This window comes from Aquimarina sp. AD1 (genome assembly GCF_003443695.1).
Classification (GTDB): Bacteria; Bacteroidota; Bacteroidia; order Flavobacteriales; family Flavobacteriaceae; genus Aquimarina; species Aquimarina latercula.
On sequence record NZ_CP031966.1, the window covers coordinates 850,340 to 873,733 of the forward strand.

General features: G+C 32.5%; 19 protein-coding genes. 9 read left to right on the forward strand and 10 right to left on the reverse strand.

Annotated features, from left to right (window positions below; translation table 11 throughout):
- Window positions 1-26: 26 nt before the first annotated feature.
- Window positions 27-2,459 (reverse strand): DUF5916 domain-containing protein, encoded by a 2,433-nt coding sequence (locus D1815_RS03900; protein WP_118385981.1) that lies wholly within the window; start codon window positions 2,457-2,459, stop codon window positions 27-29.
- Window positions 2,460-2,606: 147 nt separating this feature from the next.
- On the opposite strand from D1815_RS03900, the gene msrA reads away from it, so the two are divergent.
- Genes msrA through D1815_RS03915 form a run of 3 tightly spaced genes read left to right on the forward strand, consistent with a single transcriptional unit; the run spans window position 2,607 to window position 4,133 of the window.
- A complete protein-coding gene (gene msrA, locus D1815_RS03905; RefSeq protein WP_118385982.1) occupies window positions 2,607-3,158 on the forward strand; it encodes a peptide-methionine (S)-S-oxide reductase MsrA in 552 nt (183 codons plus the stop codon).
- A gap of 16 nt (window positions 3,159-3,174) precedes the next feature.
- The gene (gene folE / locus D1815_RS03910) at window positions 3,175-3,771 is read left to right on the forward strand and encodes a GTP cyclohydrolase I FolE (protein ID WP_035084236.1); all 597 of its coding nucleotides are present in this window, start codon (window positions 3,175-3,177) and stop codon (window positions 3,769-3,771) included.
- Window positions 3,772-3,818: 47 nt separating this feature from the next.
- Window positions 3,819-4,133, forward strand: coding sequence for a hypothetical protein (locus tag D1815_RS03915; protein ID WP_027391732.1), 315 nt, complete (start codon window positions 3,819-3,821; stop codon window positions 4,131-4,133).
- A gap of 45 nt (window positions 4,134-4,178) precedes the next feature.
- On the opposite strand, the gene D1815_RS03920 is transcribed toward D1815_RS03915, so the two are convergent.
- The 6 genes from D1815_RS03920 to D1815_RS03945 form a co-directional block, all read right to left on the reverse strand.
- Window positions 4,179-4,700 (reverse strand): DUF6787 family protein, encoded by a 522-nt coding sequence (locus tag D1815_RS03920; RefSeq protein WP_027391731.1) that lies wholly within the window; start codon window positions 4,698-4,700, stop codon window positions 4,179-4,181.
- A gap of 39 nt (window positions 4,701-4,739) precedes the next feature.
- Window positions 4,740-5,165, reverse strand: coding sequence for a DUF6146 family protein (locus D1815_RS03925; RefSeq protein WP_118385983.1), 426 nt, complete (start codon window positions 5,163-5,165; stop codon window positions 4,740-4,742).
- A gap of 150 nt (window positions 5,166-5,315) precedes the next feature.
- Window positions 5,316-5,954: a DUF937 domain-containing protein gene (locus D1815_RS03930; protein ID WP_027391730.1), complete on the reverse strand. Its 639-nt coding sequence runs from the start codon at window positions 5,952-5,954 to the stop codon at window positions 5,316-5,318.
- A 192-nt stretch (window positions 5,955-6,146) separates the two neighbouring features.
- Window positions 6,147-7,097, reverse strand: coding sequence for a D-2-hydroxyacid dehydrogenase (locus tag D1815_RS03935; protein WP_027391729.1), 951 nt, complete (start codon window positions 7,095-7,097; stop codon window positions 6,147-6,149).
- A gap of 71 nt (window positions 7,098-7,168) precedes the next feature.
- Entirely contained in the window at window positions 7,169-8,233 is a 1,065-nt protein-coding gene (gene serC, locus D1815_RS03940) for a 3-phosphoserine/phosphohydroxythreonine transaminase (RefSeq protein WP_027391728.1), read from the reverse strand.
- A gap of 125 nt (window positions 8,234-8,358) precedes the next feature.
- Window positions 8,359-9,420: an acyl-CoA reductase gene (locus tag D1815_RS03945; protein ID WP_118385984.1), complete on the reverse strand. Its 1,062-nt coding sequence runs from the start codon at window positions 9,418-9,420 to the stop codon at window positions 8,359-8,361.
- A gap of 66 nt (window positions 9,421-9,486) precedes the next feature.
- Between D1815_RS03945 and D1815_RS03950 the strand changes: the two genes are divergently transcribed.
- The 4 genes from D1815_RS03950 to D1815_RS03965 all read left to right on the forward strand — a co-directional run bounded on the left by D1815_RS03950 (window position 9,487) and on the right by D1815_RS03965 (window position 12,393).
- On the forward strand, window positions 9,487-9,837 hold the full coding sequence (locus D1815_RS03950; protein WP_027391726.1) for a 4Fe-4S dicluster domain-containing protein: 351 nt from the start codon (window positions 9,487-9,489) through the stop codon (window positions 9,835-9,837).
- Between the two features lie 116 nt (window positions 9,838-9,953).
- Window positions 9,954-10,592 carry an outer membrane beta-barrel protein gene (locus D1815_RS03955; protein ID WP_118385985.1) on the forward strand — a complete coding sequence of 213 codons (639 nt, stop codon included), beginning with the start codon at window positions 9,954-9,956 and terminating at the stop codon, window positions 10,590-10,592.
- Window positions 10,593-10,709: 117 nt separating this feature from the next.
- Window positions 10,710-11,585: an alpha/beta hydrolase gene (locus D1815_RS03960; RefSeq protein ID WP_118385986.1), complete on the forward strand. Its 876-nt coding sequence runs from the start codon at window positions 10,710-10,712 to the stop codon at window positions 11,583-11,585.
- The gene (locus tag D1815_RS03965; RefSeq protein WP_118385987.1) at window positions 11,572-12,393 is read left to right on the forward strand and encodes an alpha/beta hydrolase; all 822 of its coding nucleotides are present in this window, start codon (window positions 11,572-11,574) and stop codon (window positions 12,391-12,393) included. The genes D1815_RS03960 and D1815_RS03965 overlap by 14 nt, the downstream gene beginning before the upstream one ends.
- A gap of 41 nt (window positions 12,394-12,434) precedes the next feature.
- Here D1815_RS03965 and D1815_RS03970 read toward each other — a convergent pair whose 3' ends face one another.
- Entirely contained in the window at window positions 12,435-15,257 is a 2,823-nt protein-coding gene (locus D1815_RS03970; protein ID WP_118385988.1) for a TonB-dependent receptor, read from the reverse strand.
- Window positions 15,258-15,683: 426 nt separating this feature from the next.
- Window positions 15,684-18,302 (reverse strand): TonB-dependent receptor, encoded by a 2,619-nt coding sequence (locus D1815_RS03975; RefSeq protein ID WP_118385989.1) that lies wholly within the window; start codon window positions 18,300-18,302, stop codon window positions 15,684-15,686.
- Between the two features lie 569 nt (window positions 18,303-18,871).
- On the opposite strand from D1815_RS03975, the gene D1815_RS03980 reads away from it, so the two are divergent.
- Entirely contained in the window at window positions 18,872-20,833 is a 1,962-nt protein-coding gene (locus D1815_RS03980; RefSeq protein ID WP_118385990.1) for a polysaccharide lyase family 7 protein, read from the forward strand.
- Window positions 20,834-21,176: 343 nt separating this feature from the next.
- Complete coding sequence (locus tag D1815_RS03985) at window positions 21,177-22,532, forward strand: RICIN domain-containing protein (protein WP_035084223.1); 1,356 nt, start codon at window positions 21,177-21,179, stop codon at window positions 22,530-22,532.
- A gap of 165 nt (window positions 22,533-22,697) precedes the next feature.
- On the opposite strand, the gene D1815_RS03990 is transcribed toward D1815_RS03985, so the two are convergent.
- Entirely contained in the window at window positions 22,698-23,255 is a 558-nt protein-coding gene (locus tag D1815_RS03990) for a hypothetical protein (protein WP_027391718.1), read from the reverse strand.
- Between the last annotated feature and the right edge of the window lie 139 nt (window positions 23,256-23,394).

Sequence of the window (23,394 nt, forward strand, 5' to 3'; positions counted from 1 at the left end):
AACTAATATCCTAAAATTCGCCAAGATTATCCTTTAAAAGAACCTTTTAAATTATTTATATCTAGAAAATAAACGACTCTTAATGATAAGGTATGTTTTATGGGTTGACCAAAAAGATTATCTAAACTATCCGTATAATTAATCGTTGATAATTCATCTTGGTTAAATATTTGATTACGATAGAGCAGTGTAGCTTCACTTCCTGGAGCAAATCTCCAACTAAAACTTAAATCTAAATTCCAGATATTAAAATTTGTATTAGGATCATTTTCTGTAGTGTCATAGTCTGTTTGAGTTCGTGAACCATCATCATTAAGTGTATAAAAAATATTTTCAGAATAATCAGCTGTACTCCAGAAATTTCTGAAACGAAGATTAATTGCTTTATATGGGTCAAAATTATAGCTAGCACTAAGAGAATTCTCTACTGTAGTAATATCTCGTTGTCCTAAGAAAACATCAGTATCATCATTATCGATATATCCAAAATTACGTTTTCTAACAGAGTAATCCGTAGTCCAAATAACTAAAAGTTTATCGGAGAACCGATATCTAGGAGAAAGGTTCATGCTGTAGGTTTGTTGATCATCTTCAAACCAATTACGATGAAATAGTCGAATATCATAAGCAAATTTTTTACGATAATCTGAAGATACCCATAGATTTACACCAAGGTTTTCACTGAATGTTACAAATCTGCCATCTACTCTAGGTTCGAAGTAATCATCAGTATCAGAATCATAAATAGTAAAACCTCCAAAAGCAAAACGTTCTCTAGTAACAAAAAACCAATCGACACCAAGGGAATTGGAAGTTTGAACACTAGGGTCATATAATCTACGATGTCTAGCAAAAAGATTAATTCTGTAGTTATTAAATAGTTTAGTAGGTTCGAAAATCTGGTAAGAAGTACTAACTCGGAAGCTATTGAAATTATTTCTAAAATTTACTCCTAAATCATTTATATCAAAAGTGGTATTAGCTAGATCGTGTCCAAATCCATATCTCCATTTCCCTTTAATACGATCAAAATCAAGTTCTGATCTAAAACCACCAATATTGTCACCAGGAAGATTTACTTGACTTACTATAGAGCGCCCAGTTAATCGATAAGAATTGGCTTTGTTAGCTAAGTTCCATACCAAACCAGTAACGTTGGCATCTCTAAAATCACTTCCGTTTCGGGTAACATTAGTATTAATTAATGAAATAGAAGAGTTGTTATTAAATTGTTGATCTAATACAAAAATATTATAGTTAGCTAAAGGTTCAACTACTTTTTTTCTTTGATTTCCTGTAATGGTATCGGTAATACGAACTTCGGTTTTTTCAGTAATTGCATTAAAAAAACCAATCCCTAAATTCCCTTTAGTTCTTCCCGATATTTTGAGTGCATTTAACAGGTTTACCTTAGTAGGAGCATCTTCTGCTATTTCATTTTCTAATAGATCTTCATCGGATACCGAACCTGTAGGACCATTACCTACACGTCTAGAAAAGAAAATACGCCCTTTATTAAAAAGTTCCGTTCCTTCCGTGAAAAATTGTCTATTTTCTCCAAAAGTTTGTTCAAAAGGTCCTAGGTTAAGTCTAACTTCATCAAATGCAGCTTGCCCAAAATCTGGAATTAGAGTGGCATCTAAAGTAAAGCTATCACTTAATCCATATTTAACATCTAGTCCTGCACTAAAATCTGTTTCTGTTTCTCCGTCGGATGTAGTTGCTAAACCTTGAACAAATGGAAAAAAAGTAAGTCTAACAGGTGGGTTTATATCTTTAACGCCTTTTACAAGCCCGTTATATTGTGTGCGTTGCCCTACTTCGTTATCTACAAAATTCCAAGAATGTGTTTCGTTCCTGTTCTGTAACCGTCTAAAAAAGTTAATACTCCAATCTTGAACTGGTATTTCGGGAAAACGTAAAGCATTATATGGAATTTTAAATTCAGCATACCATCCTTTCTCATCAAAAGATATTTTTGCGTCAAATACTACATTATAACTAAAATCTTCATTGAATTGATCAGCTCTGGCATCTCCTATTGTTCCGGCACTAGTAATAAAAAAACGTGTCTCGTTAATTCCATCATTGTATGTGTTCATGGATATATTAAAGAAATCTGCTTGAGCAAAAACATTATCCCTTTGACTAAATTGGCGTAGTATTTTATCCGGTTGATCATCATAAAGATAAGCAGCGAAATATACCGCTTTATCGTCATATGCCATTTTTACTTCTGTTCTAAGACTTTCTGGTATAGTCCCATCATTACCAGGTTGCCACATATTAAAATTACCAGATGGACTAATATCTAACCATACCTGATCATCTAGAATACCATCAATTTTAGGTGAGGTAGATATTCTGTGTGCCGTAATTTGTTTTTTTTCTTGACCAAATAAAAGAATAGTATGCAGTATAAATAGCACACTAAGGATAGGGCGTAATTTTCTATTCATGTTTTGTAAAAAAATCCTTACTTTTTCGACTCAACTGCAAAACTAGGATTTACATCTGAATGGCGTACTAATGAAAAGTTAAAAAGCATTAGGGCTGTTTACTATATATGTACATTCGTTAAACAATATTTATTTTTTAACAATATTATGGGAAATAATAACTTAGATAGCGCAGTTTTTGCTGGAGGATGTTTTTGGTGTACAGAAGCAGTTTTTCAAAGGTTACAAGGAGTATTTCAAGTGATTTCTGGATATACTGGAGGTTCTATAAAAAACCCTGCGTATAGAGAAATAACAACAGGAAGAACTGGGCATGCTGAAGCAATAAAGATAGTGTACGATGCAAATATTATTAATTATAGTGAGTTATTAGAAATCTTTTTTGCGACTCATGACCCTACTACTTTAAATAGGCAAGGAGCGGACAGAGGTACTCAATATAGAAGCGCTGTATTTTATGAAAATGAAAATCAAAAAAAAATGGCTCATTCAATGATTGATAAGCTACAAACGGAAGGTGTTTTTGATAGTCCAATTGTAACAGAAGTAACAGCATTAGGACCTTTTTATAATGCGGAGGATTATCATCAAGATTATTATAACCAAAATAGTAAACAAGGATACTGTCAGTTTGTGATTAACCCAAAACTAAGTAAATTGCAGCATACTTTTAAGAGTAAGTTGAAAAAGGAAATTTAGAATTAATATACGCATAATGCCATACAATAAATTTGAAGAATATAATATCAAGGTTACTGATGATGTAAAAGATAAGTTTAAGTCGATTATTACGGATTTAGGAGAAGATGTAAGTAGAGAAGGGATCGTTAAGACTCCAGAGAGAGCGGCGAAAGCCATGCAGTTTTTGACTCAAGGATATCATCAGGATCCCGAAGAGATATTAAAAAGTGCCATGTTTAAAGAAGATTATGACGATATGGTAATTGTAAAGGATATTGAGTTGTATTCTCTATGCGAGCATCATATGCTTCCATTTTTTGGGAAAGCCCATATAGCATATATTCCTAATGGGCATATAGTTGGGTTAAGTAAATTGCCTAGAATTGTAGATGTTTTTGCAAGACGGCTTCAAGTACAAGAGCGATTAACTCATGATATTTTAGAGTGCATCAATAAAACACTTAAACCGCAAGGTGTTGCTGTTGTAATAGAAGCTTCGCATATGTGTATGATGATGCGTGGTGTGCAAAAACAGAACTCTGTAACCACTACTTCTGGATTTAGAGGTCAATTTGAGAAAATAGAAACAAGAACCGAGTTTTTAAGATTGATAACTGCAGATTTGGCATAACAATTTTTTGGCATTTTTTTTGTTATATCTTTAGTAAATAGAAACTTATGAAAAAAAACAAATATAAATTACTAAAGAAAGGCATTGTTTATGATTTGATTGGTATGGCTTCGATGGTTATTCCAGTTGTCGGCCCTTTTTTAGATATCATTTGGGCTCCATATGCTGCAAAAAAAATGTTGGATATGTATCCTGGAAAAAAAGGAAAAATAGCATCTGTAATAACATTTATAGAAGAGATTATACCAGGTACTGATATTATTCCATCTTTTACCATTATGTGGTTATATACATTTGTAATTAATAAGGAAGAAGTTTTTGATAAAGACGGTAAAACAATTGAGGTAGAGATAGTTCAATAGTAAGTATTGCTACTTACTTTATCTAATAAGTCTTTTAAAACATTTTTAATCAAGAAATTTAGCGAAGCCCATTCTGCGGAGCATTTTTTTCTCGAACCACCAGAAAAACTTAAATTGACCGAATAACCATCCTACAATTAATAGTATAACTTGGTATATAGGGAATATCAAAAATATTCTAAGAGGCCAATAGATCCAGCCACTCGTAGTTTCTTTGCTCAATCCAATTAGAGTTAGTAATGGGTCAGAAACTCTTGCAGCCGTAGATCCTGTAATTGCAAAAACAATAAATATAGCTATCATTTCCCATCGATAGTTGATTTCCCATTTTTTTTCTAATGCACTAAAGATTTTTAAAGTAAGTCCTAATAAGGGAATAAAAAGAAACAAAGAGATTAAGGATAAAGCGAGAATATACGCTTCGTGGTCTTCTGATAATTTAAAAATTCCAGATATAAGTCTTTTACTTAGTAAAAAAGAAGAAATCAATAAACCTGTAAGTCCTAATAAGGGAAAAATAAGTTGCCAATTAGCTTGGATTTCCCAACGATCTTTGAATTTTTGCATTGAACAAAAATACAATATAAACTTCCCTCGTCAAAATCTTTATCCTCTGCTTACGAAAAAACGCTGGTTGTATTGTTTTTCAAAAAATAAGAAATAATTATATAGTAGATAATTTACTTCATATCCATAATCAGTGTGCTGATCATAGTTAATTTGTTGGATATATAAATTAGGATCAAAACGTTGTGGTTGAACTACTCTTTGATTGTATTCTATAACATATTGACGATTTCTTATTTCTAAAAACTGTTGATTGTAATATCCTCTGGGTCTTTGTGTTACTAACCAGTTATTAAATCCAGGTTCTATGATAATGATTTCGTACTCTAAATCATCATTAGCAATTCTTAATGTATCTGAAGTATTGGCCGTAGATGTTGTGTCTAGTTTTCGATCTTTAGTTGTTCCGCAACTGTAAATGATTAATACTAGAGTAAGTAGAAAAAAAACCTGTTTCGTTACCATACGTTTAAAATACAAAAAGTCGATCAATATTTTTTGATTTTTAACGTTTTGTAATGTTTTATAGAAATATAATCATATGTACCGATATAGAAAAAGAGCCTTGATGTTTATATCAAGACTCTTTCAAAATTATTAAAACTTTTTTTGATTTTATTTTCCGAAAAGTCCACCAAGTAACCCTCCAATACCGCCTTTTTTCTGACCGCCTCCTAGAACCATACCTGCAACATCATCTAGAATACTTCCGTCACCATCAGCATCTAGAAATGATTCGATAAGAGATTGTTGTTTAGATCCTTGACCACCTCCAAGCATTCCACCTAACATACTAGATAATCCATTGGCATCAGATACGTTACTTTGAGAAGCTTGCTTACCTAAAACTCCCATTAGAATAGGTGCAGCTACTTTAAGTATTTGACTTACTGAGCCAGCATCCATTCCAGATTTTTGACTTAATGCATTTTCTACAGCTGGTTGTTTACCTCCTAAAATATGTCCAAGAATTCCAGCTCCATCATTAGTAACATTGTCTTCAACTCCACCTTCGAACAAACCACCAAGATTATCTAAGATTCCACCACCAGAATGTTTTCCGGATAACGCTCCTAATAATCCCGAAGCTCCTTCAGGAGTAGAAGCATTTTTTTGCATTGCTCCCATAAGCACTGGCATAGCCATACTTAGTAAATTTCCTGTTTTATCTGCGGATTGTCCTGTTTGACTACTTACTCCGCTAATGATTTGTTGCCCCATTGGGCTATTTAAAAGATCTAAAATTCCAGACATGATTTATATTTTTTTATTATGTGATCTAAATTTACATTTTTTATAGGTAAGATTATAGAATTTATTCCCCTTATTTTATAATAAAACCGGATGAAACGATAATTTTATCGATATAAGGTAAATAAAAAACACCTTTTACGAATTTTCGTAAAAGGTGTTTTATTTTTGATGATCTCTTAAGATTTTCTATTCTTATTTAAGTATAGATATAATTTGATCAGCAAGCTCTTGTCCAATTCTATCTTGCGCTTCTCCTGTTGCTGCACCAATGTGAGGTGTTAGCGAGATCTTGTTATTCATTAATACTTTTATAGCAGGATTTGGTTCGTTTTCGAAAACATCCAGACCAGCAAAGCTTAGTTTACCACTTTCTAGCGCTTCTACTAATGCTACTTCATCAATAACACCACCACGGGCTGCATTGATTAATCCAGCACCATTTTTCATTTGGTCTATTTCAGTTTTACCAATCACATATTCTTTCTGTGCTGGAACGTGTAATGTAAAGAAATCTGCTTGTTTCAAAACTTCTTCTTTTGAAACAGTTTTTATTTTGAAGTTTAAGGATTGTCCATCAAAAAATTCAACCGGAATATCTACTTCTTCAATAAAGGGGTCAAATGCTACTACATTCATACCAACTCCGATTGCTATTTTTGCCGTAGCTTGTCCAATACGACCAATACCAATTACACCAAGTGTCTTTCCTCTTAATTCTGTACCACCAGCATATGCTTTTTTAAGGTTTTTAAATTTGCTATCTCCTTCTAACGGCATATTTCTATTCGCATCATGTAAGAAACGTACACTCCCATATAAATGAGCAAATACTAATTCGGCAACAGAACCAGAAGAAGCGGCAGGCGTATTAATTACATGCAGTCCTTTTTCTCTAGCATAAGTAACATCAATATTATCCATACCAACACCACCACGACCAATGATTTTTAAGGAGCTACAATTGTCAATGATATCAGTTCTTACTTTGGTAGCACTTCGTACCAGTAGTACATTGATTTCATTATCGTTTATATAATTTACTAATTGATCTTGTGCCACAGTGGTGGTTTGCACTTCGAATCCAGCTTTTTCTAGGGCATCTATACCACTTTGTGATACTCCATCGTTTGCTAATACTTTCATTTTAAAGGTTTGATTTTTAATTTTTTTTGTTCTTATTCCAGAATAGTAAGCTTCGGTTTGTTGTAAGTTGGTTATGCTTTTCTTTCTAAATCACTCATTACGTCTACAAGTGCAGCAACACTTTCTATACTCATAGCATTGTACATACTTGCTCTATATCCTCCAACACTTCTATGTCCATTAACACCATTGATACCCGCTTCTTTCCACATTGCATCAAAGGTTTCTTTTAGGTCTTCATCAACTAAAGAAAAGGTTGCATTCATTGTAGATCTATCTTCTTTTTCTGCAAATCCTTTAAAAAGAGGATTTAGCTCTATTTCAGAATAGATAAGTTTTGCTTTTTTCTCGTTTTCTTCTTCAATGGCAGCTATTCCGCCAAGTTTTTTTAGCCATCTAAGTGTAAGCATAGATGTATATACAGGGAAAACAGGAGGTGTATTAAACATACTGCTTTTACTAATATGTACACTGTAGTCTAACATTGATGGGATTTGTCTTTCTATTTTGCCAAGAATATCTTCTTTAATAACAACCAACGTCGTTCCTGCAGGCCCCATGTTTTTTTGAGCTCCAGCATAAATTAGACTAAACTTAGAAAAATCCAATTGTCTTGAGAAAATATCACTACTCATATCGCATATAAGTGGTGCATCGGTAGTTGGAAAGTCTTTAATTTGTGTTCCAAATATGGTATTGTTACTTGTGCAATGTAAATAATCCAAACCTTCTGGTACTTTGTACCCTTTAGGGATATAATTATAGTTAGCATCTTTAGAGGAAGCAACTTCAATAACTTCACCAAAAATCTTGGCTTCTTTAATGGCTTTATCACTCCAGCTACCTGTATTGATATATCCTGCTTTAGTTTGTAATAAATTATAAGCAGCCATTAAGAATTGTGTACTCGCTCCACCTTGAAGAAAAAGTACTTTATAGCCTTTACCTTCTAATCCTAATAATTCTAAAGCCAAACTACGGGCTTCTTCCATTACATCTACAAAATCTTTGCTACGATGTGAAATCTCCAAAATGGATAACCCAGAGTCGTTAAAGTCTAATACAGCCTGGGATGCTTCTTTGAATACTTCTTGTGGTAAAATACAAGGTCCTGCGCTAAAGTTGTGCTTTTTCATCAGTGATTTTATTGTTTTTATTATTTACTTTTCTTATTGTTTTCTGGCTCCTTAAACCAGTAAGAAAAAACACCACAAAGGTGCTAATAATCTAAAACAAAATCATTATCAATATGATAAAATATTTATTGAATTTTTGTTAAAAATTCAATAACATCAATGTTATCTGCATAATCTGACAGAGAAGGGTGTTGAGTAGTGCCAAAATCAATACTTTCTTCTGAAAAATCATCACTTACAATACATTGAATAGCTTCTTTATCCTTTTCGAATTTTTGAATTAGCTCATCCTTAGTGTCATAAGTTTCGTAGAATAAAGTGGCAATAGGAGAACCATAACTGGTATCTTCCTTTAGCATTAGAAAACCATTTTCTAGTAGCTTAAAACTGCTCATTAAATACACCGCTTTATTATAATCATAATTATTGGCATACTTAGCACCGTTAATGATATCATTATGAGCATAAATGGATTTAAAAAATAGATCGAAATCATAACCTTTAGGAACCATAAGTTTGGATACACTGCGACAACCTAATCCATAATATCTAAATATATCGTTTCCTAATGCTGCCAATTGTTCTTTGGATTCGTTACCGGTTAAAACAGCTACAGAATTTCTGTTTTTGCGAATTATATTGGGTTTATTACCAAAATAATGTTCAAAATAACGTGCAGTGTTATTGCTTCCTGTAGCAATGATGGCGTCAAAACCAGTGAGTTTTTCGGTGGTAAAAGAAATTTTATTCTTAAACTTAGGTGCTATGGAGATTAGGTAAGAAGCTAAATATGGAAGTAATTGATTATCATTAGAAGATTGTTTAACTAATACGTTATGGCCGCTGATTAATACTGAAATAAAATCGTGAAATCCAACTAAAGGAATATTACCTGCCATAATTATTCCAATTGTTTTCGATTCTATTTGATCTAATGAATAAGAAGATAACCATTGTTCTAGGTTATGTTTTGTAAGTGTTTTACTCCATTGCGATAGTGAAAACACTATGTTTTCTTCTGTAAACCAACCATTATGATGTTTGGCAGATTCTATTTTTTGCGTCATTCCATCAAAAAAATCTTCGTTATTTTTGATGTTGTTAATCTTCTCATAACCAGTATTTTTGAATTGACTTAAGAACTTGCCTAATTCAGAAAATGCGGTGATTCGGTCATTTAATAACATTTCTAATTTGTTTATCACTAGTTTACGAGTTATTTTTGTGTTGCAAATTTAGAATAAAAAAGAGCTATGGCAATTATAATAACGGATGAATGTATAAACTGTGGTGCGTGTGAACCAGAATGTCCAAACACTGCAATTTATGAAGGAGCAGATGATTGGAGATATGCCGACGGTACAGATTTAGAAGGTGATGTCGTACTTCCTGGAGGAAAAGCAGTTAACTCAGAAGAGGCGCAAGAGCCTGTGAGTGATGAGATATATTATATAGTTCCAGATAAATGTACGGAGTGCAAAGGTTTTCATGAAGAACCTCAATGTGCGGCTGTGTGTCCGGTAGATTGTTGTGTTCCAGACGAAGATATAGTAGAAACAGAAGAGTTTTTATTACAGAAACAGGCATTTATGCATAAAGAATAAAAGATTAACGATCTTATATATTATAAACCTGTCAGTATCGACAGGTTTTTTTGTGCTTGTTTTTTAAATTTTAGTATTTTCGTCAAGAATTTAACCTCAAATTTAAACATGAAATTATGAAAAAATTAATATTCTTTATTTTACTTGTTGCTATTTCGACTACTTCATTTGGACAATATCGTTGGGAAGTAACTGGTGGTGCGACATTTTCCAAGTTAAGTTTTGAGGATGTTGACTCAGATTTTGGAACAGGTTTCTTTTTTAGCGCTGGTTATGGCTATGTTATGGGTGTTCGAGCCAAAACAAGTATTGTTTTTTCTGTTGAAATTTTACAAAGAAATAGTGAGATAGATCTTTTCCAGTCTCAGTTTGATCTAGGTGATCCAGTATTTATTGATGATCCAAAAACTGAAATAAAAGCTCTTCAGATAGGGTTTAATCCTAAATTTAGATATTTATTTGGTAGAGGAAAAGATCGTTTTAGACCTTTTATTAATGTAGGTCCTTCTTTTAGATTAAATACTAGTGTAGAATTTGCGGGTGTAGATTTGGAATCTGATCAGTATGAACAACTAGTAATTGGCGGAGTTTATGGTGTAGGTTTTTCTCAGATGATTGGAGAGATGTTTGATATTATGCTAGAAGTAGGTGCAATGAATGATTTTACGGATAATTTAGTCGATGTAGATAGTAAGTTTTTTGACATCTATGCTCGAGTAGGTGTTCGTTTTAGAATATATGATGCTCGACGATAAAAGATAAGTCAATTAAAAATAAAATATTAAGATCCTGCTTCGGCAGGAGTTTTTATGCAATTCATTTTAATTTTTTGTAAATTAGTTACTTACAAGCATTTTTTAAAGAATATTAATATGCCAAATTGGGGATACACAGCAATTATTATTCTTGCATTTTATATTATTGCTAGCGTTGCTTTATACTATTTGCAAGAATATTTTATTTTCAAACCAGAGAAATTAGATAAAGATTTTGAATTTTATTATTACAACCAAGTTGTAGAAGAGTATAATCTAGAAACTAGGGATGGTGCTATTATAAATGGACTTCATTTTAAGGTAGAGAATCCTAAAGGTGTGGTGCTCTATCTTAAAGGAAATTCTAAAAGTATAAAAGGTTGGGGTAAGTTTGCTGTTGATTTTACAAGACACGGATATGATGTATGTATGTTAGATTACCGTGGATTTGGTAAAAGTACAGGAAGGCGTTCTTTTAAAGCGATAAAACGTGACCTTCAGTTCGTTTATAATAAATTAAAAGAAAAAGTAGACGAAAAGTATATAATACTCTATGGACGATCCATGGGATCTGGTTTTGCTACTAAATTAGCATCAATAAACAATCCTAAAATGTTAATACTGGATGCGCCATATTATAGTTTGAGTAAGGTAGCGGCTAAGTTTATTCCGTTTATGCCAGTTTCCTTAATAATGAGGTATCCAATACCCACTTATAAATGGTTAAAGTATGTGAATTGCCCTATTCATATAATTCACGGGACTCACGATAAATTAATTCCTTTTAAATCCAGTATAAAGTTATCAAAAGTAAAACCTAAATTAACTCGTCTTTATACCGTAATTGGAGGAGGTCATAAGAATCTCAATAATTTTGAATCCTATCATAAAATGCTAGGAGAAATTATCAATTCTAAAATGAGAAAAATTAATTTATCTAATACTAGCATCGGTGTAAAACACTCCTCAAAAAAAGTAAATGTCCAAGCTTAAAAAAGGAATAATTTGGATATTGATTGTATATTTTATGGGATTAGGACTATTATATTTACTTCAACATAAAATTATTTTTCAACCAGAAAAGCTTCCAATAGATTTTATATATCAATTTAATCATTCTTTTGAAGAGTTTTTTTTAGAAACTACGGATGGAGAAAAGTTAAATGCGCTTCATTTTAAATGTAAAGATCCCAAAGGAGTTATATTATACTTTCATGGTAATAAAGGGAACTTATCCAGATGGGGAAAAATAGCTTCCTTTTTCGTAAATAAACAATATGATGTTGTTGTAATGGATTATAGAAGTTATGGTAAAAGTACAGGGAATATAACAGAAGAAAGTTCGTTATATGACGATGCTCAATTATTTTATGAGTATGTTTTAAGTAAATACAAAGAGAGTCAAGTGATCGTATATGGGAGATCTTTAGGAACTGGTATTGCAACCAAAGTTTCTTCTTTAAATAATCCTTCTAAATTAATACTAGAGACTCCATTTAATTCCATGGAAGATGTTACATCACATTGGTTACCGATTTTTCCAGTAAAGAATATTTTGAAATATAAGTTCCCATCTAATACGTTTATAGAAAATGTAAAGTGTCCTATTACAATTTATCACGGTACCGATGATGGAGTAGTTCCCTATACATCAGGTCAAAAATTATTTAGAAGTATTTTAACTTCAAAAAAGAAAATGATAACTATTGAAGGTGGTTCACATAATGATCTAATTAAATTTGATAAGTATATCAATACTATAGACGATGTATTAAAAACAAATTCGCTTTACTCTAATTAATTAGAATAAAGCGAATCATAATTTTAAAATGAAAATTTGTTCTAGAATTTATAATTTAAAGATAGATTTATCATAGTTCCCAATTGACTAAAGTGATAACCATCATATGACATTTGAGAGTATCTACCATTAAATGTTATTAGATTAAATGCAGTTTTTGTAGCATCGGCATCATTAAGAACGGCAGTACCAGTAGGAGTAAGCGCTTTAAACTCCCATTCTGGTAATATATCTAGAACATTGTTAATGTTTAACGCCAATGTTATTTTATCGGTTGCGTTGTAGTTTATTCCGAGGTCAGTAACGACTTTGGTCATAAATTCTACTCCAAGGTCAGACCCTCCATCGCTATCAGCAGCATCTCCCCCTACCAGTCCTTCTAGATCTTGTAATCCTTGATTTCTAAATTTTGTAGGTCCAAATAATGTGTTGTTTAATGAGAATCCGAACTTACCAATATCGTAGTTGGCACCCAGAATAGCTTTAAACTCAGGCCTAGAAGTGAAAAATAATGCTTCTTGAGTATCATTTACTACTGATTGTCCTGCATCTGCAACTAACTGAGGGTTATTTACAGCTCCATCTCTTTCATTTTGAATTGTATAATTACCAGATAGACTAAAACCAAGTTTACCAGGCCCCAGCACGATGTTTCTGTAATTGGCTACCAAATCAATTCCTGATGTTCTTGTATCAATAGCATTGACAAAGAAACTTACGTCTGATAAATTATTAGCTGTTAGTACGTCATCTAAAGGTGTATCACCTGCTGCAGTAGCACCGATTTCTGTACTTAGCACAATTCTATCTTCTACTTTAATATTATAATAATCTAAGGTGAAATTAAAGTCTTTACTAATCTTAGCACCAACACCTATTGTAAAGTTTGTAGATTTTTCTGCATCTAATTGTGGAATTGATAGGAATTGTGCCTGAGGAGAAACGTTATTAATTAATCCTCCTACTTGTATACCTTGACCAGGAATAAATGAAAATTGAGCTCGTTGAGTATATATCTGATGTAAAGTTGGAGCTCTAAATCCTGTAGATAAAGAAGCTCTAACAGTCAGTTTATCTTCTAAAAATTTATAGCGACTGCTTATTTTCCATACAAAAGCTTCACCAAAATCACTATAATCTTCTAATCGAATAGTACCATTTACTAAAAAATCTTCTGTAATATCTGCAGAAATATCAAAATAACCTCCAAAGTTATAACGATTAAATTTTCCAGAGTTTTCTGGTCTATTACCAGCAAAAGAATCTGCACCACCTCCGTCATAAGAAGCAAGATCACCTTCTATAATTTCAAAAGTTTCTGTTCTAAATTCAGCTCCAAAACCAATACTTATTTCATCGGTAATGAGTTTTGCTATATCTATGTTTCCAACACTATGTGTAAATTTTGTACCTCCAGGATCAAAGGAAATAGGACTGTTTTCACGATATAATTCTGATCCTTCTGTTAGTTCTCCCGGGTCTACTACACCATTATCATTTGCGTCAATCCAAGTAGATGGCGATAATACGGAATTACGATTGTGAGAGTTATTTACGGTATAATCCTGAGAGTTTCCTCCAGTGGTGTAACTAAGGTCATAATTCCATCCATTTTTTTTGGTTTTAAAACCAATGGTAGCGTTATAATCATTTAAGTCTCCTTCAAAAGTAGGAACATATCCGATATATTCTCCGTTAGGACCATTTGGAAAAAAATCAGCTAAATAAGGAAAATCGGCTTCTGTACGCCAATATGGAGTTCTATAGTTAGCAAAACTATTTACTTTCTTGTATACGTAAGCAGCATTCATATATATTTGAGTGTTTTCACTAATATCGTACCCTCCATTTACTAAAAATTTTGCAGCTGCCGTTTCAGGAGATCCATTAATGTTACCGGCATCTGGGAAAAGATCTAGAAATGCTTGTACATCTGCGATATCCGCTCCAAAATCTGTTGCCTCTCCTTGTGCATCTACTGTTCCTGGACGGTTTGCTAAACTAACTTTAGAAAAATCTACTGTATAATTAAAGAAACCTTTGTCTTCTCCTATAGTAGATCCATTATTAACACTTATGCCAATTGTTTCTCCATCACCTTCAGAAGTAATACCAGTTCGTAAGGTCGCCGAACCATCTTTGTAACTATCTTTTAAAATAATATTCATTACCCCAGCAATCGCATCAGATCCGTATTGAGCAGAGGCTCCATCTCTTAAGATTTCTACTCTTTTAATAGCATCTGTAGGAATAGCTGAAATATCAGAGCCTGTTTCACCTCTACCAGGAGAAGTTTGTGTATAAAGTAATGCACTGAGGTTCTTACGTTTTCCGTTAATAAGAATTAATGTTCTACTAGGTCCCATATTTCGAATTTCATATGGATCCAATAGGGAAGTAGCATCATTTACAGGAGTTTGTACAGTATTAAATGATGGTATTTTATATTGCAGTGCTTTGTCAAATGTAATCTGACCAGTAGAAGCTAATTCTTTTGCGGGCAATACATCAACAGGTAACGAAGAAGTAGTATTACTTCTTGGCAAAGACCTAGTTCCAACTAAAATAACTTCATCAAGCTCTGAGCCGCTAGAAAGAGTAACGTTAATAATCGATTGGGCATTAATTGAGACTTGCTTAGTTTCAAACCCTACAAAACTAAAAACTAGAGTTCCATAAGAATCAGCTTCAATACTATAGGCTCCTTCGAAATCGGTAATGCTACCATTATTGGTACCTTTTTCGAGAATATTGACGCCTGGTAGTGGGGAGCCTTGACTATCTGTAACAGTTCCAGTGATTGTGTTTTGAGCATGGGTCATAGAAATAAATAAGCCCAACAAAATGAGTGTGAGTTTTTTCATGTAAATAATAATTAAATTGGTTTAAAAATAAAGATAGTAATAAATCAATATTAACAAAGGGAGAGAGTCAGTTATTGTAATTTTTTTAAAGGGAATTTTACACTAAATATTTGCCTGAATTAAGCTAAAATGATAAAACTTTATTTTTTTAAGTTTTGTTTAGAATAAATGACAGTTTTTGGGTGGTTTATTTTTTAATTTTGGTTTTTTTTATCTGTTAATAAAAACAGATAAAAATTAATGGTACGTAGATTATTCCTTTTCAAGAAATTTATGTATTGAATATTTTGATTACAATACTATGATTATAGAAGAAGAATATGTTTAAATATTTGGGGAAACGAAAAAGGAGTCAAAAAACAATGACGTTGATGTCACATAATTTTCGACTCCTTTTGTTGTGATCGAGAATAAACTTTAAACTGTTTAGAAGCTAAAATCTAATCTAGCATAATAATAAGCTCCACCAAATCCCATTTGTACGGAATCCCAATATCCACCAGCTTCAGTTTCTCCATCATTTTGTTGATCAGGATATTCGTTAGTGATGTTATTACCTCCAATAGTTAACTTTAATTGGTCTGATAATTTATAACCTAAGGTAAGGTCAGCTGTTATTTTTGCACCATATTCATCTTCTGTATCTACAAAATCTACGAGAGTAATGTCACTAAAACGAGTCAAACCAAGACCAGCATTAAATTTGTCCGTATTGTAATTTAAATTTAAAGCAAATTTGCTTCTCGGGGCAGAAGCAAGTAAGAATGCTTGTTCTCTTTTCCCAAAGAAAATATCAGTATCTAAATTAGTATTTACAGCTGTGATATACATATTGTTTACATTTCCTGCTAATAACGCAGATAATGTTCCAAAATCATAATTCCCTTTCCAGGAGAGTACAAGATCCATACCTACAGTTTCTGTATCGACTCCATTAGCAAAAAATTGAGCTTCATTAACATTATCAATTTCTGTAGCTTCAAAAGTTCCAGTAAGAACAATACGATCTTTTATGTCTATGTAATACCCATCTACTGTAGCAGAAAAATCTCCTAGTGTAGCTGTTAAACCAAGGGAGGCGTTTAAAGAAGTTTCTTCTTTTAATCTGTCAATACCGAAAGAAGCGGTAACTTGGCTATTGTTAGGAGCTAACAATGTTTCTGTAGCAATACCACCTTGGAAGTCAGTAAATCTAAGATTATAATAGATTTGTGCTAATGATGGAGCTCTAAACCCTGTACTTACAGAACCTCTAATATTAATATTATCAGAAACTTTAATTCGTAATGCTAATTTTCCATTTATAGTGCTTCCAAAATCACTATAATTTTCGAATCTTGCTGCACCAGCTAAAAGAAACACATCCGTAATATCTAATTCTGCGTCTGCATATAAAGATAAATTAGATCTGGATCTGTCTACTTCGTTAGCAGGACTATATCCTGGAAACCCCTGTGAGCCTCCTGGTCTTAATTCTCCACTATCAGGATCTATAGGTTGTGTTTGCGTTGCCGGATCGGTAATTGCTAATCCATTTATGTCATAAGTAGCATATGAACCTTCTTCTCCTGCAAAGATGACGAAGTTTTCAGTTCTGTATTCTGCTCCAAATGCAAGGTTTAAACCTTGAGCCATTTTTGGATAATACTTAGAAAAGTCTAAGTTAATAGTGTTTTGACTTAAGCTGTGCCCTCCTGCATCAAATTCTGTAGGCGAATTTTCTTCTAATGAAGCATTTAATGTACCTTCTATGAAATAGTGAAAATTGTTTTTACCCCAAGTATTACTTAGATCAATTTTCCAACCGTTGTCTGTTACAGTTCGTACTCCAGCAGAAATTGAATTATCAATAATGTTAGAAGTTATTCTTGGAGTAAAACCATTAGGATAAATTTCAGTTACCACGCGTTCGCCTCCATTACGAGTAAACGCAAAAGCATCTGTATCTCGATAGTTTCTTCCTCCAAAAGCATATAGTTCTGTTTTTTCTGAAAGGGGAACATTAGCATTTACAAAAAGATTAAAACCATCAATGGCAGCTTCTCCAAATCCTCTTCTAAAATCAAATCCAGGTCTAAGCGTTTTATTTTTACTTAAATATTCTGTGGTAAAATTGACGTATCCTTTTTCTCCAATACCAACACCGTAATTAGCAGTTACTTTAACAGAACCACCATCAAAACTTTTATCATCGGCGATTCTATTCCCATCATTCTCAGTGTCCAAACGATTCCCGTCTGTATTTGGCGTACCATTAGGAAAATCTCCTTTAGCATTTGTGTTATAAGCTCCGTAACTAATACTACCACTTAGTTTATCAATATTATCCTTTAGTACAATGTTTATAACACCTGCAATTGCATCAGAACCATATTGCGCCGCGGCGCCATCACGTAAAATTTCAATTCGTTTTATTGAGGTAGCAGGAATTGTATTAAGGTCCGTTCCAGAATTTCCACGACCTCTAGTTCCAAAAATGTTGATTAAAGAAGAGCTATGTCTTCTTTTTCCATTGATTAAGACTAAAGTTTGATCTGGACCTAGACCTCTTAAACTAGCAGGATCAATGTGATCTGCACCGTCAGAACCAGATTGCTTATTCGCATTAAAAGAAGGAGCAGAGTATTGTAATAGTTCATTAATTTCTATTTTACCACTTTTAGTTACAATATCTTGCATATCAATAATATCAACAGCCACAGGAGTATCCGTTGCTGTGCGTTTCGGGCTTCTAGAACCTACAACGATAATAGTATTAAGGGCTTCACCCTCTAATAAGGTAATATCTATTTTATCGGTTGTGCCTACAGTAATTTCCTGAGTTTGAAAACCTACAAAACTAAATACTAAAATTGCATTTTCATTTACTGCTATGGTATATTTTCCATCGTCATCAGTTATAGTTCCTTTATCCGAACCTTTTTCAGTGATATTAACAAATGGAATAGGGGATCCTGATGTATCAGTTACTGTTCCTGTAATAATTTGTTGACTAAAAGTTAAGCTTGTAAATAAGCTGAATAAAATGAGTGCGAGTTTTTTCATGTGAATATATTTATTGGTTTAGCAATTAAAGATATTCAATTAATCTAGATTTTATGCCTAGCCATCGTATTTATTATAAGTTGAGTTTTGGTATCTAGTTTTATTGATAATATTCTATTTTAAATATTTTTTTAAAGTGGTATCTACTGCAGAACATTATAGAATTAGAACAAAGTTGATTACCATAAGATGTAAACGAATACTATTTAATTGGCTACGAATTCTATTTTTTAGTACTCGTTTAGGTTATACGGTTAAAACTTTAATTAAGTACTTGTTAAATTCACTCTGGAAAAATTTAATTGGATTTTAAATTTAAACACCTCATTTACAATTAATTAAAATAGCTTCTTGATCATTTTGTTAAATTTAACAAAGTATGTATGAGTTTGTTAATCTTTTAATAATTAGGTGTTTTTTCCCCGTTTAATTTATAAAAGCGTTTGTGCGTTTGGTGTAAATTATTATCATTGCACAAAAATTGGTCGACCAATTTTTTAATTGGTTTACCATTTTAAATTTAACCTATAACTTTTAACAAGCGTAAGCATTAAAAACAATCATTAACAATGAAAAAAACATTAATTATTAGAAAAGAAACTCCCCTTTTGTTTTCTATTTCAGCTTTTATTTTAATACTATTCATTTCAGTGACAAGCTGTACAAATGAAGAGATTAGTGATGAACTATTAGAAACTATAAAAGGAGATTCAGAAGTTAGGATTTCTATACCAATTCAAAACCCTGGATTTGAACTTGGAGAAGTTAATTGGGGAGATCCAGACTATTATGCGATCTCAAGCGATGAAAATTCGGGGTCTAAATCAGGTAAAGTATCTAATTCTTCTGGTAAAATAGAGCAAACGGTTGATGTTAGTAGAAATACGGATTATGTTCTGAAAGCTTGGGTAAAAGGAAATGGAGAACTTTCTGTAGCAGGACAGTCAAATGATTTTGATACAAATGATTTTGAAGAGATTACTATCACCTTTAATAGTGGTAATGCTTCTTTAGTAACTATACTAGGAACCAGAAATAGTGGAGATGTTAGATTTGATGACTTCAGTCTTAATAGTACTTTGATAGAAGGACCAACTGCTCCAGGTCAGATAATACCAATTAGTGTTTCTGCGAATGGAAATCAAACTGGATATGGGCCTGAAAATACAGTAGATGGTGAAATTGAAAACACAGAATCACGGTGGTCATCTAATGGCTATACAGGTAAGTATATTACATATGATCTAGGTACGGTAAAAACTGTGTCAAGTTTAAAAATTGCTTGGTTTAAAGGTGATGAAAGAGAAGCTTATTTTAAAATTAGAGTTGGTAACTCTACTTCTTCATTAAGCACAGTATTTGATGCAAAAACTAGTGGAAGTAGCGGAACGACAGAAGGATTAGAAATTTTTGATTTTGACGATGTGGAGGCAAGGTTTGTAAGAATATCTAGTTTTGGTAATTCTAAAAACAGTTGGAATAGTATTATAGAAACCGAAATTTATGGTAACGAGGACGATAATAGTGATACAACGCCTCCAGGACCAGTTTCAGGATTAAGTGCAATACCTGGAAATGGTTCTGTTGCTTTAAATTGGAATAATCCTGGAGATTCTGATTTTAATAATGTGCGAATTACATATGATGGAGGAGAGGTAACTTCTTTTGGAGAAAGTGTGACTATTAATGATTTGGTTAATGGTACTTCTTATTCATTTAATACAGTGACAGTGGATAATTCGGGCAATGTTTCCGCTAGTAGAGTTGTTAATGCAACACCACAAGGTCCACCTCCGCCACCGGGAGGAAGTGCAGCAAATATTATAGGTCCTGGATGGAAGTTAAATGGATTTACAGGCTCTTTGAATATTGGTAGTAATGATAACGGATTAGATTATGCAGATAATGCAAGTAAAGATGAAAGTCATTTCTTTTTCGAAAAGGATGGATTTGCAGCATTTAAATGTTACCCAGGGAATCCTACATCTGGAGGATCAAGTAACTCTAGATCCGAATTGAGAGAGGTTATTAATGGAGGAGACGGGTATTGGAATGGTAATACCAATACAGAACACTCTATGAAATGGAGATTTAAAGTAGAAAATTTACCACCTTCTGGGAAGTTGGCTTTTGGTCAAATTCATGAGAGAGATGATTTTTATGATGATGTAATCAGAGTTCAGGTGCAAGGAGATGGTGGACAAAGTTCTGGAAAAGTAGATTTAAGAATATTAGGGTACGTAACTGAGAAGGTTGAAGATCGTGAGGGAAGAACAATTGATTTTGATATGCAATTAGATACAGAGTACTTTTTTGAACTAACCATGAGTAATGGTGTTGTTACTTTATATAATCTTGATAATAATGGTAATAGAATAGAGGAGCTGTTTCAATCTATAGATATAGGTAATGCTAATGAAAATTACTTTAAAGCTGGTTGTTATTTACAATCAACAAGTAGTAGTCATGAAAGCTCTGATGTTTATGGTCAGGTATTGATTAAAGATTTAGAGGTATCTCCAGATAATTAATTTGTTTTAAAATAAAGTGTATAGGACCGCTTAATAATTAGGCGGTCTTTTTTATATATATATGATGCTGTTATAATCATATAGTTCATTCGTAATTTTCCATGGCTTATCGAATTGGTTTAAAAACATTTATGTTAATATTTGGTTTTAAAAGATGTGAATTCAATCTTATTTGGGTTAAAATATTAACAATATTGATAATAAATTATAAATATTTTACGAAAACGTTTGAGTTATGTAATTAAATTCTTACTATTGTGATAACTAAATTGGTTGACCAATTTTATTATTGGTGCACCAAATATTTAACACAAATATTATGAATAATTCAAAACAAACAATTATGAAAACTTTTCGTAGAAAAAAAAGTGCATCTGGTTTGCATTTTTTTACTAAAATTTTCTTGGCCTTTACTTTAGTATTGGTTGGAATTTCTTGTGAAAATGAAGAATTTATTGATTCTGAGGATTCTATTATTAATGATCAAACTCTCGAAGCAAAGGCTACACCTGTTGTTGGAAAAATCTACACTATTAAAAACTTAAAAAGTGGCCGTACATTAGATATTGCAGCTGGAAGTAACAATAATGGTGCAAATCTTCAAGTATGGGGAACAGATGCTAACACCAGTGCTACCCATAGACAGTGGCAAATACTTTCTGTTGGTAATGGTTACGTACGTTTAAAAGGGGTAGATAGTGGTAAATCATTAGAGGTTTCTGGAGGCAATAATTCTAACGGAGCTAATGTTCAGCAATGGGCTTATCAAGGAACAACACATCAACAGTGGCAAATACTTTCTGTGGGGAATGGATATTTTAGATTAAAAAATAGAGATAGTGGAAAAAGTTTACGAGTAGGAGGGACATCTAATGGAAGTAATGCAGATCAATGGGCTTATAGCGGATGGGATAGTCAAAAATGGTTTTTTACCGAAGTAGGAGGTACTATTAATCCACCTCCACCACCAACAGGTGGAACTGCATCTAGTATTATTGGTAGTGGTTGGAAATTAAATGGTTTTAGTGGAAATCTAAGTGTTGGGAGTAATGATAATGGGTTAAACTATGCTGATAATGCAAGTAAAAATGAAAGTCATTTCTTTTTCGAAAAGGATGGGTTTGCTGCCTTTAGATGTTACCCAGGAAATCCTACATCAGGAGGATCTAGTAACCCTAGATCTGAGTTAAGAGAAATAATTAATGGTGGAGATGGGTATTGGAATGGTAATACTAATACGGAACACTCTATGAAATGGAGATTTAAGATTGAAGATTTACCACCTTCTGGTAAATTAGCATTTGGTCAAATCCATGAGAGAGATGATTCTTACGATGATGTTATTAGAGTTCAGGTGCAAGGAAGTAGTGGACAAAACTCAGGATCTGTTGATTTAAGAATATTAGGGTATGTTACTGAAGAGATAGAAGGAAGTGGAAGAACCATTAATTTTAATATGCAAATGGATACTGAATACTATTTTGAGTTAACTATGAGTAATGGGGTTGTGAGACTGTATAACTTAAATAATAGTGGTAATAGAATAGCAGAATTGTTTGAATCTGTAGATATAGGTAATGCTAATGAGAACTACTTTAAAGCAGGTTGTTATTTACAATCAACTAGTAGTAGCCATGAGAATTCTAATGTATACGGTCAGGTATTGATTAGAGATTTACAGGTATCTCCTGACAATTAATATAAATTGATTTGATAGTTTTAAAGAGCCGCTTAATTTAGTTAAGCGGTTCTTTTATTTTAAATATAGTCAAGAGCATATATTAGTTTTCTGTTAGAATTTTAGCTTTTTTTTGAAATCGTATAAACAATTATCTTTTTAATCTAAATCAAGAAAAAAACAACACTATTTTAATTTATAGGTGAGGGTAATAACAGAATCCTTAACGGTATCATAGGTTTCTAGAACTAGATTTTTTGCCTCATCAAAATGTCCTAAACAATTATCTTTAATACCACTGTTTATTATATAATATCCATTAGAAAGTAGTTTCGCTTTGGATATTTTTTCTCCTTGCTCATCAATAAGTGTTAATATATAACCAGTGCCATCAGGAACACTACTATATATTCTCTCATTAGAGGTAGTTCCAGCATTTTTCACAGAAACTTTTTGAGGTTTATAAACTGCCGTTCTATTAGTTTCGTCATCTTCTTCATCTGGATTAAGTGTAACCTCACTCTTTTTGGTAATCACTTGTTGTTGTTTAATTACTTTTTCTTCTCCATTAGCACCTTTAATCCTAATAATTTTTGTCACTACTTCTTCAGAAGAATTCTCTTTAGGTTTAGTTTCTGTCGATTTTTCTTCTTCATTATTATTTTCTTCTTCTTTAGATTGACCATATGTTATAAAGCCAGAAAGGAATAGAATTATTACAATAATGTTGTTAAATGTTTTCATAGGTTTATCTATTTGGTATTGTAAAATTACAAAAATGTAAGGAGAACATTTTGTATAGTTATATATTATGAAGGATTCAATGATATACATTGATTACTAATATTTATTTTAATTATAGAATCTCTTTAACTAGTATTTG

Excerpts from the sequence above, each read along its gene's own strand:
- D1815_RS03900 (WP_118385981.1), bottom strand. The coding sequence starts at position 2,459 with ATGAATAGAAAATTACGCCCTATCCTTAGTGTGCTATTTATACTGCAT.
- msrA (WP_118385982.1), top strand. The coding sequence starts at position 2,607 with ATGGGAAATAATAACTTAGATAGCGCAGTTTTTGCTGGAGGATGTTTT.
- folE (WP_035084236.1), top strand. The coding sequence starts at position 3,175 with ATGCCATACAATAAATTTGAAGAATATAATATCAAGGTTACTGATGAT.
- D1815_RS03915 (WP_027391732.1), top strand. The coding sequence starts at position 3,819 with ATGAAAAAAAACAAATATAAATTACTAAAGAAAGGCATTGTTTATGAT.
- D1815_RS03920 (WP_027391731.1), bottom strand. The coding sequence starts at position 4,700 with ATGCAAAAATTCAAAGATCGTTGGGAAATCCAAGCTAATTGGCAACTT.
- D1815_RS03925 (WP_118385983.1), bottom strand. The coding sequence starts at position 5,165 with ATGGTAACGAAACAGGTTTTTTTTCTACTTACTCTAGTATTAATCATT.
- D1815_RS03930 (WP_027391730.1), bottom strand. The coding sequence starts at position 5,954 with ATGTCTGGAATTTTAGATCTTTTAAATAGCCCAATGGGGCAACAAATC.
- D1815_RS03935 (WP_027391729.1), bottom strand. The coding sequence starts at position 7,097 with ATGAAAGTATTAGCAAACGATGGAGTATCACAAAGTGGTATAGATGCC.
- serC (WP_027391728.1), bottom strand. The coding sequence starts at position 8,233 with ATGAAAAAGCACAACTTTAGCGCAGGACCTTGTATTTTACCACAAGAA.
- D1815_RS03945 (WP_118385984.1), bottom strand. The coding sequence starts at position 9,420 with ATGTTATTAAATGACCGAATCACCGCATTTTCTGAATTAGGCAAGTTC.
- D1815_RS03950 (WP_027391726.1), top strand. The coding sequence starts at position 9,487 with ATGGCAATTATAATAACGGATGAATGTATAAACTGTGGTGCGTGTGAA.
- D1815_RS03955 (WP_118385985.1), top strand. The coding sequence starts at position 9,954 with ATGAAAAAATTAATATTCTTTATTTTACTTGTTGCTATTTCGACTACT.
- D1815_RS03960 (WP_118385986.1), top strand. The coding sequence starts at position 10,710 with ATGCCAAATTGGGGATACACAGCAATTATTATTCTTGCATTTTATATT.
- D1815_RS03965 (WP_118385987.1), top strand. The coding sequence starts at position 11,572 with ATGTCCAAGCTTAAAAAAGGAATAATTTGGATATTGATTGTATATTTT.
- D1815_RS03970 (WP_118385988.1), bottom strand. The coding sequence starts at position 15,257 with ATGAAAAAACTCACACTCATTTTGTTGGGCTTATTTATTTCTATGACC.
- D1815_RS03975 (WP_118385989.1), bottom strand. The coding sequence starts at position 18,302 with ATGAAAAAACTCGCACTCATTTTATTCAGCTTATTTACAAGCTTAACT.
- D1815_RS03980 (WP_118385990.1), top strand. The coding sequence starts at position 18,872 with ATGAAAAAAACATTAATTATTAGAAAAGAAACTCCCCTTTTGTTTTCT.
- D1815_RS03985 (WP_035084223.1), top strand. The coding sequence starts at position 21,177 with ATGAAAACTTTTCGTAGAAAAAAAAGTGCATCTGGTTTGCATTTTTTT.
- D1815_RS03990 (WP_027391718.1), bottom strand. The coding sequence starts at position 23,255 with ATGAAAACATTTAACAACATTATTGTAATAATTCTATTCCTTTCTGGC.